Raw genomic sequence first — 14,853 nt, 5'->3', positions numbered from 1 at the left:
AGTCGGCGAGTTTTCTTTATAAAATTAGGACGAGTAGAGGAGGAGTTAACATGTTAATTGAATATATCGCAATTACCGTTGAAGATGCACGTTTAATTGAAAAATCAGGGGCAGGCCGAATTGAACTTGTTTCAGGGTTAACAGAGGGCGGGGTCACACCGAGCTATGGATTGATCGAAAAGGTGGTTAACAGTGTTCGAATCCCTGTTAATGTGATGGTCCGGCCGCATAGCCAATCCTTTTGCTATTCTGCCGAAGACATTAGCATTATGAAAAAGGATATTGGTATTATTCGTTCCATAGGGGCAAATGGAGTTGTCTTAGGGATGCTGGATAAGGAAGGGAATATCGACTTTGGACAGCTAGAGGAGCTATTAACGGAAACAGGTGGACTGCAAGTAACTTTCCATCGTGCGATTGATAGCTCGAAAAACCTGATCGAAGCTGCTGAAAAATTAGATCAATATAAAGAAATCACCACGATATTAACAAGCGGCGGGCACGGAGACTGGTCAACGAGACTAGAGACACTGTTAAAGATGAAGGAGCGATGTAAGCATACAGATTTACTTATTGGCAGTGGGTTGACGAAAGAAAATATCCTTAAAGTCCATTCTCAAATTGGTTCGAATTGCTATCACTTCGGGACAGCGATTCGACAAAATCATAGTGCCCTCGGGAGTGTCTCGTTAGAAAAGGCGATAGAAATTGTTAATATTTTGAAATGATTGGATATACTAAAAAAACAATTTCAATATTGGAGGCAGCGATGAAAAACGAAAAGGATAAAACAAGTGAGGGACTAAATCAAATATTTGAGATTATTAATGCTAAGGGCGATGAAGGGGAGTTAAAGGAAATAGTTGAAAGAAACGAATCAACTGCCAATAAAGATTCGAAATGAGCCTGGTTAATCAGGCTCATTTATTTTGAATTTCCTAAAATCGACGGTAACCGATTGGGTTCGGTTTTTTTCGATTTCTCGGGAAATTTTTGTCGTTATTTCAGTGTTCTTGGGTTTTTGAAATAAAATTTCAATATTTCATCATTCATTTTAAAAAATAATTCAGATGTCATACATCTTTCTGCCTGTAGAAATGACCGTTATAGGACTTATGTGATATAGACGACCCCATGGAATTCCCGATATGCTTTTACTATAAAATGTAAGCGGTGCCAGTGTTTATTGAAGAAAGTCATGGTACGCATACAATTCCATATTATTAAAAAGGAGGAAGTATGAAAAGAAAAGCGTTTGTAATAACAGCCGTTTGTACGATGGTGCTTACAACAACGACGGCCTTTGCCAACAGTCAAGTACCGTTAAATCCGTCAATAGAAAAGAAAGAAAAGGCAGGTTTTCCATCGATGAAACCTCATCCGATCTTTACATGGAATTCTGATGTAATCCCTGTTTCAAGTGTGCTGCACCGAAGCTCACCAAGGGGAGCAGGTATGGCAGAAGCAGCACTTCTTCAAATTGATCCCATCATCAACCAAGCCATTTCAGATAAAGTTATGCCTGGAGCCGTTACCTTTGTGGCAAGAGGCGGAAAAATCGTGAAGCATGATGCTTATGGCTACGCCGCAAAATACATAGATTCTTCACTAACAGAAATGAAAAATCCCATTTCCATGCAGACTGACACGATTTTTGACTTAGCGTCGATCAGTAAAATTTTTACCTCAACAGCAGTGATGATTCTGTTTGAAAAAGGATTGTTTAAACTGGATGATCCGGTTGCGTCCTATATACCCGAATTTGCCGCCAACGGAAAGGAAAATGTAACGATTCGCCAGTTATTGACCCATACCTCAGGGTTTACCGCTTGGATTCCACTTTACGCACAAGGGAATTCAAGAGCGGAAAGACTGCAATTGGTTTTTAATCAGCCGCTAAAAAATACTCCAGGAAGCACGTACGAATACAGTGATTTAAACATGATTACCTTAGGGGTGTTAATCGAGCGTTTATCCAATCAGCGACAGGATGAGTTTGTTAAGAAACACATCACGGAACCATTAGGGATGAAGGATACGATGTATAATCCTCCAGCCGAGTTAAAAAACCGAATTGCCGCGACAGAGTATCAGTCAACGCCGAATCGAGGACTTGTCTGGGGCGAGGTTCATGATGAAAACGCTTGGTCCCTCGACGGTGTAGCCGGCCATGCGGGTGTTTTTTCAACAGCCGAAGACCTTGCAAAACTAGCTCATATTTTCATCAATGAAGGCAAATATGGCGGTAAAAAAATTCTCCAGCCTGAAACCGTTAGGCTTTTACTAGAAAATCAAAATGCGGAATTCACTGGGGATGATCATGGACTTGGCTGGGAGCTTGGGCAAGGGTGGTATATGGATGCCCTATCAGAAGGTACTTTCTCCTTCGGGCATACCGGTTATACGGGAACATCGATCGTTGTCAGCCCGAACAATAAGACCGTAGCGATTTTGTTAACCAATCGAGTGCACCCGAGCCGGGCAACAGTTTCGACGAATCAAACAAGACGTTTATTTGCAAGACAGGTTGCTGATGCCATTCCCGTTTCGATTCCTGGTAAAGGAGGAGCTTGGTTTGCAGGCTATGGTGACAACCTCAGCCGTGTGATGGAAACAGATCTTGAACTAACAAAAGACAGCAAATTAACTTTTGAAACATGGTACAGAATTGAAAATGGCTGGGATTTCGGTTACTTAGAAATTTTTAAAGACGGTGCCTGGCACCAAGTTGCTGATTTCACAGGAGTTAGCAACGGCTGGGAAAGTCATGAAGTGGTGATTCCAAAAGAGGCAGAGAAAGTAAGGTTTGTTTATCAAACGGATTCATCGACGAACTCGCGCGGCTGGTACGTGTTGAATCCAAAGTTAAATGCAGAGAATTTTTCTTTTTCAAAAAATGACTGGCTGTTAAGAAAAGATTAATAGGGAGGGATAAGCTTGATGAAGAAATTTATCATTTCAATGATTGTCTTGGTTTTTGTGATAACTGGCATTCCTCTAACTGGAGCAACTGCAGCTTCAGGCATTCAGGATCTCGTCATTGATCTGAATATTCCACAGGTAACAAGAGAAGTAAAGGAAAATAAGCTTGAATTAAATGCTTTGCATGTATATGAGGATGGTCATTTTATGCGTGCATCAGAAAATCTGACATGGAAATCCTCAAACAAAAACGTAGCAGCCGTTAATGACAGCGGTGAAGTAACCCTATTAGGCCATAATGGCAAAACCTTTATCACTGTTACGGATGGAGAGAACAGTGACCGAATTTCGATTCAGTTTAAAGGGAATCAGGGGGAAATCCTTGTGAATAAAGAAGAGGGTACTCGTTATGACCTTATTGGCAAGGCCATTAAGCAGATGACGATGGAAGAAAAAGTGGGTCAGATGCTGATGCCAGACTTCCGAACTTGGAAAGGGAAAAATGTTACAGAAATGAATGCAGAAATTGCCCAGCTTGTGAAGGACTATCATCTTGGAGGTGTTATTTTATTCCGTGAAAATACCGTGACAACGGAGCAAACAGCTAGACTTGTCGACGCGTACCAAGCGGCAGCAGAAAAATATGGTCTGCTGATCTCCATTGACCAAGAAGGGGGAATCGTTACCCGCTTGCAAATGGGGACTGATTTTCCAGGGAACATGGCACTTGGAGCAACTCGATCTGAGGAATTAACTGAAAAAGTAGGAAAAGCGATTGGTGAAGAACTAAATGCCCTTGGGATTAATATGAATTTTGGACCAGTGCTTGATGTAAATAACAATCCGAATAACCCTGTCATTGGTGTGCGCTCCTTTGGTGAAAATCCTGAATTGGTTGGGAATTTGGGTGAGGCCTATATTAAAGGACTTCAAGAATCAGGAACGGCTGCAACGGCCAAGCATTTTCCTGGACATGGTGATACAGCAGTAGACTCCCACTTGGGGATTGCTGAAGTTCCTCACGATATTGAACGATTGAAAAAAGTTGAATTAGTTCCATTCCAGCAGGCGATGGATGCGGGAATCGATGCGATTATGACCGCTCACGTGACCTTTCCGAAAATTGATAATACAAAAGCAATTTCTCAGCTGGATGGGACTGAAATCGCTGTTCCTGCCACGCTTTCCCAAAAGGTTTTAACGGGTTTGATGCGTGAGGATATGGGGTTCAAGGGAGTAATTGTTACAGATGCTATGAATATGAAGGCAGTGGCCGACCATTTTGGACCTGTAGATGCGGCAATTCGTGCCGTTAAAGCAGGAGCAGATATTGTGTTAATGCCTGTTGGTCTTGAACCAGTGGCAAATGGTCTTTACGATGCGATTAATTCGGGGGATATCCCGATTGAAAGAATTGAACAATCCGTAGAGCGAATTTTAACACTCAAATTAAATCGAGGTATCATGAAGGCAGAGGTCGAAACAAGCATCGATGAAAAGATTGCTAATGCCTCTCAAGTTGTAGGGTCAGAAGAGCATAAAGCTTTAGAAAAAGAAGCTGCGGCTAAATCAATCACGCTTGTAAAAAATGATAACGTACTTCCTCTTAAGACAGAAGCAACGGATAAGATTGTGGTTGTCGGTTCCAGTGCATCAACCCTTGGTGATGAAGTGAAAACGCATCACGGAAATGTAACTGTCATTTCTGCGACCGCACCACTTTCAGAGGCACAGTTAGCTTCAGTCAAAGATGCAAAATATATTATTCTCGGAAGCTCAACCTCGGGCGGCACACCTGCGACTGGTTTAGTCAATTTAGCAAATCAGCTTATCCAACAAACGGACGTCCCAGTTATTGCAGTGGGAATTCGCAATCCTTATGACATTAAGGCGTTTCCAGGTGTAGATGCTTATTTAAACCAGTATGGAACAAGGTTAGCCAGCTTTAAGGCGACGGTGAACACGATTTTTGGAGTGAATCAACCAACAGGAAAACTTCCTATGACGATTTACAATCAAGATGGCAGTGTCTTATATAACTTTGATCATGGTTTAGGGTATTAGACATAATGAGGGGAGGGGTTTTTTTGAAAAAATGGCTGATGGGGTTATTGGCCCTTGGACTTGTTTTTTCGACATTTTCAGTTGCTATTGCCAAAAATGATAAGGAAAAGAAATTTCGCTTAGGAATTGAAGTATTATTGCAGGATCAGCTTGAGTTGATAAAGGGGAAGCGTGTCGGTTTAATTACGAATCCGACTGGGGTCGATCAGAATCTTTCGAGTATTGTAGATCTACTTTATAACAATCCCGATGTTGAGCTCACCGCGTTATACGGACCGGAGCATGGAGTCCGCGGTGATGCACAGGCCGGAGCTTATGTGGAAAAATACATTGATGAAAAGACGGGACTTCCTGTTTATAGCTTGTATGGTCAAACAAAAAAGCCTACTCCTGAAATGCTAAGTAATGTAGATGTATTACTTTTTGATATTCAGGATGTTGGCGCCCGTTTTTACACATACATTTACACCATGGCGCTCGCGATGGAAGCAGCAAAAGAGAACAATATCCCAATCATCGTTCTTGATCGGCCGAATCCAGTCGGCGGGACAAAAGTCGAAGGTCCGGTACTAGAGGATAAGTACTCGTCCTTTATTGGCGAATATCCGATTCCTGTTCGCCACGGGATGACGGTAGGGGAACTAGCAAAGCTGTTTAATACGGAATTTAAGATTGGAGCAGACCTGACTGTTGTGGAAATGGAGGGCTGGAAGCGAAATATGTATTATGATGAAACACCATTACATTTCGTGCTTCCATCACCGAATATGCCGACTTTAGATACGACACTTGTCTATACGGGAGCGGCATTAATTGAGGGAACCAATGTTTCAGAGGGACGTGGAACAACAAAGCCATTTGAATTAATCGGTGCCCCGTTCATCAATAGCACCGATTTAGCAGCAAAACTAATTTCCTACAAACTTCCTGGTGTCACTTTTAGAGCGGCTTCCTTTACACCGACATTCTCGAAGCATGTTGGAGTGCTAAGCCACGGAATTCAAATACACGTAACCAATCGGAACGCCTTTAAACCATTCGAAACAGGACTACACATCGTCAAAACCATCCATGACATGTATCCAAACGATTTCCAATTCAGAACACCAAACTCTGCTGGCATCTCCTTCTTCGACAACCTCGTCGGAAACGGAACCATCCGTGCCGACATCGAAGCCGGCAAATCCGTCGAAGAAATCAAAGCTGGGTGGCAGGATGACCTAAACCAATTCAACAAAACACGTGAAAAGTATCTATTATACTAGACGGTGCTAACGGTGCCTGTCACCGCTCGTGGACACTGTCCACCTCAGGCGGACAGTTAAATGCGTAGAACAAAAAAGGTTTCAAACGAATTTACGTTTGAAACCTTTTTAATTCACTGTTTTATAAATTCTTGATTCTGGTATGTGTATGTTTCTGAGAGTCCTTTTGTACCGAGGAGGATAAGGTGATTTTCCTCCAGTTTGGCATTGGACATCCCGATAACCGCTAATTTAGCTGCGAGTTTTGCGGCACCTTCTTCAGGATTGGATTGATACTCGTACACCCAAACAAATGACTCGGATGCTTGATTGAGTGCCATGATGACCACTTCTGGAACACCATTTGTGTCAAAATCATACTCGGCATGGTAAAGTGAAAATCCCTCCCTTAATATGCCACTTTCATCAAACGGAGTGCTGCCTAAATCCGTCACTAAACCAAGGGGTGTTTCTACATTCCCAGCGTCAGTCAAAATCAAACTTTGACCGCCTATTGGATTCGTCGGCCCAAATGTCATTTTCAGTGGGTCGCCATTAATGTTTAATAAAAATGGTTCCTCTGCCGTCCATTTTTTAAATGGTTCCAAAGATATTTCCTTTTTCTTTGTTTCGGATGCCTTCGCAACTGCAGGTTTACTTGAACTTAAACTAGTATTTGAAACTGCTTCTGTTTGCTCCTTGTTAAAAACGATATCAAAGAGGAAAAATCCGCCGATTCCAATCGCTATCACTAGTAACAATATCGATAAACGTGCCCCATACCGTTTTAAAAACTTAGCTCCAAGACTTGAGGTTGCTTTTTCGACCTCAATGAACAATTTTTTAAAGCCAAAGGATTGAATATTTCTCAGTTCCTTGCGGGCTTTTTTGTCTTTCCAAATGGAATTTGGATTGGATTTTAAGTAATTCTTTAACGCTGTAGTATAGTTAGGGTCCGGTCGGTAGGTGGTCTTCACCATCCATTTAATAAAAGAAAGGATTACCTCTGTATCTCCATGTTTACTTAAATAGTCGAAAAGCTCCGGATATTCATCATCCCCAAAAACAGCCAAAAGCGGCGGAAAATAAGCGAGCGAAAGCTGATTTTGTAAAACCCGCTTAATCATTTTCTTTACCTCAGCACGGCTCGATTCGGATAATGGCTCCAAAATAAAGTTGATGTCGCTCGCTTGAGGGATGAATAATTCTGTAAGGACGGTCATCACTTTAAGCTTATGGATCATTCCCTCGTCATTTACTAGCTGTTCAGTTAGTTTCCCGGTGGTCAGTTGCCCATACGACAGAATCTCTTCGATTGAAATTTTATCTAAATCAATCGCATGAAGTAACGCCATTTCCGTCAGAATCATTAAGCGCTCTTTAAATTTTTCATTTTCAAAGTTAAAGTTTTTAACGACCTTTGCAGCAAAAAAAGGTTCGGTTGCATCACCAACGGCATTGGCCGCCTTTTCGATCATTCGTGATTGAAACCGGTCATAGTCCAGTAAGTAAGGGTCAGTCACAAGCCACTTTTTGAGCTCATACAAGATTTCCTCCACACGGTGGAGGTTGCTATACTTTTGAGCGAGATATATTTCAGCCAGATTCTCGTAATCAGGTTGTTTATTGATAAAATCGAACAGCGGGTAAAAGGTCCGTTGATCCATCTCGATGATTTTCCACAATTCATGAAAGAGTGGCTGATCCTTATGATGGACGAGTGTATTCAAAATAAAGGCGAGACCAGTATCATTTTCAGTGAACTGATTAAACTCAAGCACAACCCACAGATAATCCTTTGCGGTATCGGAATCGGCTGCCAGTACTTCTTTTTGTAAAAGCTGAATAAACAGGTGCTCTAAATCCGTTTTCTCTTGGTGATTTACTTTTAAAAATTTCAACAGGCTAAAAAGAAGTCCTAATTTATTTCCTTCATAATTGGTTCCAGAAAGATAGATGACCGTTAATTGATAATAACTGGACAATTCTACTTGTTGTTCTTCAGGTAATCCTGACAGGACTCGCTCTGCAAATTCAAAGAAAGTATTTAGATTTTCCCCTGCCACTAAGGAATCCCAAGCAAAATTCAGGTATTCATGCTGACCTTCCAGCTCTACGCCTGAAATCCATCCATTTGCTAAATCAAATATGTATTGCTTCTCAAGGGTATGGTCCCCGTAGTGCAAAGTTCCCGGTTTCGCAAACATCACATGGCCATATTTTATTCCCTCTGGTTCATTATATACCGGTAAGGCACCCAATTCTCGCCGGTAGGCGTATGGTATATAGGCATAGAACAATTCAAATAGCTTCTGAACCGTTATTGGATAGTCATTCCATTCAACCGGAAGAGCGATGTAGAGCTTTTTCTTTAAGGTGATGGATGACATAAAGGAGAAAAGGATGTGCTTGAATAACTTTTCTGTTATCCCTAACTCCATAAGGAGCCTATGTTCTGCTGACTCAGGTTTTCCGAATTTCGAATCAAAGTCGGATTCATTCATATGTTTATCTGTCATTGCTCATTTCTCCCTTCAATTGGTATAGGAGTACTACTATTTTACCATCGCTGGATATTTTAATATATGGAAAGTTTCGTATTTATTTACAATTCATTTGGTGAACAACTTATTTGTCATTAGAATATCCGTACAGGATGCTATTTAACTATTAATATGATAAATTAGGTTAAAAAAGGGGAATATGACGTGTCGAGAAAATCGAAATGGATACTGGCGTGTTTTCTATTCCTGTTCGCGATTAACAGCCTCGGAATAGTGGCTGTTCAGGTTTTTGGACGGTAGTAGATGCAAATTAACAGGGCAGGGATGAATAGGATGACAAATCATTTAACAGAACCGATGTCGAAGCGACTATTTTTTGCGCTAATCAGTATTACGGTTGGCGTGGAAATCATCCTCTTTCTAAGTGGATACAGTACATTGGCCGGAACAGTCTATGATGCCATGATGGTGGCTTCGTTATTTATCGGTTTAAAAATTTCTCACCGACTTGCGGCAGGGACCTCAAAGACAAAGCGACAGCTTTTCCTGCAATTTACCGGTGCATTTTTACTTTTTTTCGTAGGCAGTACGGTGATTAATACTTTTTCTGCTATTGCTTTTCAAGATTTTAGCAATGAATACGATGAATATGTCCAGGATTACACTGAAATGGTCACTTACGAGGAGGAGCAAATCCCCGAAAGTGAGCCGACGGAGCCCTTATGGACCCTCATCGATGAAATTGATACCGTCGGCTATGATCTTTTCGTCAGTACCGTTGCCGGTTTGGAAGAGGTATGGCGTCTCGCTTATATCATTTTAATTCTACTATTATTAAAAAAGATATTCCGGAAACGCTGGGAACAAGGTTCTCGAGACATTTTCTTAATGACCGCTCTGTTTGTGACCTCGATCCTCTTTGGTATCGATCATACACTGAGCTCACAGGATTCGTGGCCGTATCGGGTTGGTGCGATTGTCACTTTTGCGAATATGGGACTGATTTTTGGCGTCATCATGCTCTGGACGAGAAGTCTTTGGGTCACGGTTCTCGTCCACTCTGTTTACGATATAGCCGCGAGCTTATCCTGGTACTATCATGAATTTACCGTCGAAATCTTTGCTTTCATCGTTTTGATCGTTCACCTCATCTTGTTAGCATTTGAAAAAAGAAAGAAGAAGGTAACGGTAATAGAATCAGAGGAAATAGCGAATTAAATAGGACTGCCGCATAATTTGTGGCAGCCCTTTCTATTTTGTCATTCATTTTGTGAAAAAAGTTCTCGATAAGAAACGACTATTATCGGGAAAATCAACCTGTATTCCTTCGATTACTAGAAGACTTTTGCTGAATATTTCCTCTTCATGTCAATAATGACAGAATTGCATCGATATTAAGTGTTTGTAAATATTGGATATTTTGTAGATTGAGAGAGTAGAATCTTTTAGAATGAAAGTGCAGTTGAAAAGTTGAGAGATGTGAGGGGGCATGTCGAATATTTTTTGAAAAAAAGATAGAATCATATAAAACATAGGAGGGTATGAGAATGAGGTTTATTAGAAAACAACTGTTCGTTATAGCGACCGTTTTAGTGTTGCTCTCAAGTTACGTTCTTCCCTATATCAACAGTGCCAGTGCAGCCGAGAATTACATAACCGTTACCGAAGCGATTACGAATAATTCGGGAACTGCGACGGTGAAGGGGTATATTGTAGGAGTTACCAATAGCGGTCCTAATTACCAACATACAGGTCCATTTACCGTTAATACAAATCTAGCGATTGCTGATAGTCCATCAGAAACAGACAAAACGAAAATTCTACCTGTTCAACTTCCTAATAATGAATTACGGACAAATTATAATTTGAAGGATCACCCTGAATACTTAGGAAAAGAAGTATATATTACGGGATCCTTAGAAGCTTATTTTGGTGTACCTGGTTTAAAAAGCCCTTCTTATATTGGTTTCGAGCCACCTGCTGGCGGACCAGTTGACCCACCGCCGTTTGACGGCATTGAAGGCTTGAAAATTTCTGATATTCAGGGAGCCACTCATAATTCCCCATACAAAGACAAGAATGTAAAAGGGGTAGAAGGGGTTGTCACTTTTGTTGATGATAATGCCAATTTCTATATGCAATCCCTGACACCGGATGAAAATGCACAAACGTCTGAAGGAATTCTTGTATACAAGCCAAGCCATGGTCTGGCTGTCGGTGACCATGTCGCTGTTAATGGCCTTGTCAAAGAATGGGTCCTGGATGGCTATAATGATAAGCTGCAAACAGATCTTGCGATGACGGAAATCAATGCACAAAATGGCTCCGTAACTAAGAAGGCAAGCGGCCTGGAACTTCCAGCTCCATTTGTAATTGGCAAGGACTCTATTCCGTCGCAAGTGGTGGATAACGATCAATTTGGAACATTTGACCCAAGCGAGGACGGGATTGATTTTTACGAAAGCTTAGAAGGAATGCGGGTTGCGATTGAAAAACCAACGGCCATTGCCCCGCAGAAATATGGCGAAGTGCCTGTTATTGCTGGAAAAGTGGATGGCAAGGTTTATACAACACCAGGTGGGGTGCCACTTACAAAAGACAACGCTAACCCTGAAAGAATTCACTTATTATTTGATAACGATGACTTCGTAGCCAAAACTGGTGACCAATTCAATGGCACGGTAACGGGCGTTGTCTCGTATACCTTCCAAAATTACAAAGTTTTGACGAACGAAGCAGATTTACCAGAATTAATCGAAAGCCCCTATACTCAAGAAACAACAGAAATTGTAAAAGCTGCTGATAAACTTACAGTCGCTACTTACAATATGGAAAATTACACCTCTGCTAACGCTACAAAAACAAACAAAATTGCAGCCTCAATCGTTAATAACCTAAAGAATCCTGATATTGTCGGCTTAGTTGAAGTACAAGACAATAACGGTGAATCGGCTGGCGGCACAGCTGCAGACCAAAACTATCAAGCGCTTATTGAGGCAATTAAGACCAATGGCGGCCCAACCTATCAATGGACGGATATCGCACCAGAAGATGGTAAGGATGGCGGCGCACCGAACGGAAATATCCGAGTTGGCTTCATTTATAATCCAGAGCGTGTCACATTAAAAGATGGAACAAAAGGAACAGCAACTCAGGCTGTTAGCTATGAAAATGGCTCACTAACATTAAATCCTGGTAGAATCGACCCGACAAATTCGGCCTTCGAATCCAGCCGGAAACCATTGGCGGCTGAGTTTACTTTTAACGGCGAAGATGTCATTGTCATTGCCAACCACTTTAACTCCAAGGGCGGCGACCAGCCGATTTTTGGGAAAAATCAGCCTCCGGAACTAGGCAGTGAAGCGCAGCGGAAGCAAATTGCTGGAGTTGTTAACGGTTTTGTCGATGATGTGAAGAGTAAAAATGAGGATGCCAATATTGTTGTCCTTGGTGACTTGAATGACTTTGAATTCTCCAATCCGTTATCAACATTAAAAGGCGACGACTTAACAAACTTAATTGAAAAAGTTCCTGCAGAAGAAAGATTTACCTACAATTATCAAGGAAACTCGCAAGTCCTGGATCACCTGCTAGTCTCTAACAATCTAGCAAAAGATGCAGAAATTGATATTGTTCATATCAACTCGCCTTTTACCGAAGCACATGGACGAGTAAGTGACCATGACCCGATATTGGCACAGCTTAATTTTACCGAAGAGCCATTCAAGCTATCTGTTATGCATGTTAATGATAGTCATGCAAACGTGGAAAAATATCCAAAGCTGACAACTGCGGTAAAACAAGTAAGAAATGAGAAGCCGAATTCACTGCTTGTAGATGCAGGGGATGTCTTCTCAGGGACCCTTTACTTCAACCAATACCTTGGAAAAGCAGATTTATGGTTCATGAACAATCTTAAGTATGATGCGATGACCTTCGGAAACCATGAATTTGATAAAGATTCCAATGTTCTTGCAAGTTTTATTAAGGAGACAACATTCCCAGTTGTTAGTGCTAACGTCAATGTCACAAAGGATCCTGTATTAGGACCACTGTTTCAAAACGAAATTAGCACGGCTCCTGAGGGTGGAAAAATTTATCCGGCTATCGTAAAAACGATTGAAGGTGAAAAAGTTGGTATTTTCGGATTAACGACGGAGGATACGACCTTCCTTGCTAGCCCATCTGATGATATTGTCTTTGAAAACGCCGTGGAAAAAGCGGAAGCAACGGTTACTTCCCTTGAAAATCAAGGCATTGATAAAATTGTTGTGCTTTCCCACTTGGGCTATGGTCCAGACCAAAACTTGGTCAAAGCGGTTGATGGTATCGACGTGATTGTCGGCGGACATACCCATACGAAGCTAGAGCAGCCGGTTGTGGTAGAAAAAGAAGAACCAACCGTCATTGTCCAAGCGAATGAATACCTCAATTTCCTTGGTGTTCTAGATGTCACGTTTGATGATAACGGAGTTGTAACCGCTCAAGAAGGTAAGCTTCTTGACGTGACAAAGTATACGGAGGATGCTGAGGCGAAAGCAAAGGTAGAAGAATTTAAAGCTCCACTGGAAGAATTGAAAAAGACAGTTGTCGGATCTTCAAGCGTTGTCCTTAACGGCGAACGCGCAGACGTCCGTTCAAAAGAAACAAACCTTGGTAACCTGATTACCGATGCAATGGTAGATCGCGCAAACCAGTTGGTGCCTGGCACCTATATCGCCATGCAAAATGGCGGAGGAATTCGTGCTTCCATTAACGAAGGCGATGTAACACTTGGCGAAATCCATACCACCATGCCATTTGCCAATCTGCTCGTGACACTGAATTTGACAGGTGAAGAAATCTGGCAGGCTCTTGAACATAGTGTGAGCAAGGTAGAGAGTGGTGCCGGTCAATTTATGCAGGTTTCCGGCATTCAATTCAAGTATGATCCAGCAAAACCAGCGATGGATAGAGTTTGGGACGTGAAGGTGAAAACTGCAAATGGAATTGAAGCTATTGACTTAACGAAAACCTATTCGGTTGCAACCAATGCGTTCGTAGCCGACGGCGGTGATGGTTATACGGTCTTTAAAGATGCGAAGTCTGAAGGTCGTATCCATGAACTGTTGATTGTGGACTATGAAATTTTGACCGATTATATCTCCAAAAACAGCCCGGTAGCTCCAGCTGTTGAAGGTAGAATTGTAACGGGCGAGGAAGTCCTTACTGGCTGGGTTGAGATTAATGGTGTTTGGTATTACTTAGACGAAAAAGGTGTGAAAATGACAGGGTGGCTAGAATTAGAAGGTAACATCTACTACCTTGGCACGGATGGGGCTAGACATGTCGGCAAGCACACCATTGATGGAGTAAGCTATCAATTCGATGAAAATGGTGTTGTAAAAAATGGCTGGGTCGATCAAAATGGAAAACGCTCATACATTGATGCAGATGGCAGGAAGCTCGTCGGATTCGCGAAAGTAGAAGGGAAAGATTACTATTTTAATAATAAAGGCGAAATGCAGACCGGTTGGGTGAAGGTTAAAGGTAAAGACTATTATTTTAATCCAAACGGCGTTATGCAAAAAGGTTGGTTAGAATTAAGCGGTAAAACCTACTACTTCGCTGCGGATGGCACGATGCAAATCGGCTGGGCCGAGATTGATGGTAAAAAATATTACTTCGATAATAAAGGTGAAATGCAAACCGGCTGGGTTAAGATCAAAGGGAAGACCTACTACTTCAAGCCTACCGGTGAGATGCAAACCGGTTGGTTAGAATTAAACGGTAAAACCTATTACTTTGGGACCGATGGCGTGATGAAAACAGGCCAAGCAGAAATTGACGGGAAATACTATTACTTTAGTAACAAGGGTGAATTGCAAACCGGCGGAGCAGACAGTAAACCAAAATTAGTATTTGATTTATTTAAATGGTATCTTGGAAGATAGCAAGATAAATAGAATTAGAGGCAGCCTTATTCCTTTTTGGAATAAGGTTGTTTTCATTAGATCACTTTTTAAAAATTAACAAAAATTTCTCTTTTCGTTAACAATTTAGAAATATATAATAGAGAAGCAACAATTCTATTATTTGGCATTTTTTGCACAATAAATGTAAAACGCTTTCATTTATTG

Annotated in this window: 8 protein-coding genes; 7 read left to right on the top strand and 1 reads right to left on the bottom strand. The window is 41.5% G+C overall.

Annotated elements, in window-relative coordinates; all coding sequences use genetic code 11:
- Window positions 1-50 precede the first annotated feature (50 nt).
- The 5 genes from ACWM35_RS23170 (at window position 51) to ACWM35_RS23150 (ending at window position 6,251) form a co-directional block, all read left to right on the top strand.
- Window positions 51-728 carry a copper homeostasis protein CutC gene (locus ACWM35_RS23170; RefSeq protein WP_454821276.1) on the top strand — a complete coding sequence of 226 codons (678 nt, stop codon included), beginning with the start codon at window positions 51-53 and terminating at the stop codon, window positions 726-728.
- 41 nt (window positions 729-769) lie between these two features.
- Window positions 770-904 carry a hypothetical protein gene (locus tag ACWM35_RS23165; RefSeq protein ID WP_454821275.1) on the top strand — a complete coding sequence of 45 codons (135 nt, stop codon included), beginning with the start codon at window positions 770-772 and terminating at the stop codon, window positions 902-904.
- A 335-nt stretch (window positions 905-1,239) separates the two neighbouring features.
- Window positions 1,240-2,922: a serine hydrolase gene (locus tag ACWM35_RS23160; RefSeq protein WP_454821274.1), complete on the top strand. Its 1,683-nt coding sequence runs from the start codon at window positions 1,240-1,242 to the stop codon at window positions 2,920-2,922.
- 18 nt (window positions 2,923-2,940) lie between these two features.
- On the top strand, window positions 2,941-4,986 hold the full coding sequence (locus ACWM35_RS23155) for a glycoside hydrolase family 3 protein (protein ID WP_454821273.1): 2,046 nt from the start codon (window positions 2,941-2,943) through the stop codon (window positions 4,984-4,986).
- Window positions 4,987-5,009: 23 nt separating this feature from the next.
- Window positions 5,010-6,251, top strand: coding sequence for an exo-beta-N-acetylmuramidase NamZ family protein (locus tag ACWM35_RS23150; protein WP_454821272.1), 1,242 nt, complete (start codon window positions 5,010-5,012; stop codon window positions 6,249-6,251).
- 113 nt (window positions 6,252-6,364) lie between these two features.
- Here ACWM35_RS23150 and ACWM35_RS23145 read toward each other — a convergent pair whose 3' ends face one another.
- A complete protein-coding gene (locus ACWM35_RS23145; protein ID WP_454821271.1) occupies window positions 6,365-8,749 on the bottom strand; it encodes a GAP1-M domain-containing protein in 2,385 nt (794 codons plus the stop codon).
- Between the two features lie 318 nt (window positions 8,750-9,067).
- Between ACWM35_RS23145 and ACWM35_RS23140 the strand changes: the two genes are divergently transcribed.
- On the top strand, window positions 9,068-9,952 hold the full coding sequence (locus ACWM35_RS23140; RefSeq protein ID WP_454821270.1) for a CPBP family intramembrane glutamic endopeptidase: 885 nt from the start codon (window positions 9,068-9,070) through the stop codon (window positions 9,950-9,952).
- 329 nt (window positions 9,953-10,281) lie between these two features.
- The gene (locus ACWM35_RS23135; RefSeq protein WP_454821268.1) at window positions 10,282-14,667 is read left to right on the top strand and encodes a 5'-nucleotidase C-terminal domain-containing protein; all 4,386 of its coding nucleotides are present in this window, start codon (window positions 10,282-10,284) and stop codon (window positions 14,665-14,667) included.
- Window positions 14,668-14,853: the final 186 nt, after the last annotated feature.

Source organism: Neobacillus sp. K501 (assembly GCF_053749995.1).
Note: the sequence above shows the minus strand (reverse complement) of the source record. Positions and strands in the feature narration are given on the sequence as shown.

What these genes read in the sequence shown, in the direction of transcription:
- ACWM35_RS23170 (WP_454821276.1), top strand. Translation starts at nt 51, where the DNA reads ATGTTAATTGAATATATCGCAATTACCGTTGAAGATGCACGTTTAATT.
- ACWM35_RS23165 (WP_454821275.1), top strand. Translation starts at nt 770, where the DNA reads ATGAAAAACGAAAAGGATAAAACAAGTGAGGGACTAAATCAAATATTT.
- ACWM35_RS23160 (WP_454821274.1), top strand. Translation starts at nt 1,240, where the DNA reads ATGAAAAGAAAAGCGTTTGTAATAACAGCCGTTTGTACGATGGTGCTT.
- ACWM35_RS23155 (WP_454821273.1), top strand. Translation starts at nt 2,941, where the DNA reads ATGAAGAAATTTATCATTTCAATGATTGTCTTGGTTTTTGTGATAACT.
- ACWM35_RS23145 (WP_454821271.1), bottom strand. Translation starts at nt 8,749, where the DNA reads ATGACAGATAAACATATGAATGAATCCGACTTTGATTCGAAATTCGGA.
- ACWM35_RS23140 (WP_454821270.1), top strand. Translation starts at nt 9,068, where the DNA reads ATGACAAATCATTTAACAGAACCGATGTCGAAGCGACTATTTTTTGCG.
- ACWM35_RS23135 (WP_454821268.1), top strand. Translation starts at nt 10,282, where the DNA reads ATGAGGTTTATTAGAAAACAACTGTTCGTTATAGCGACCGTTTTAGTG.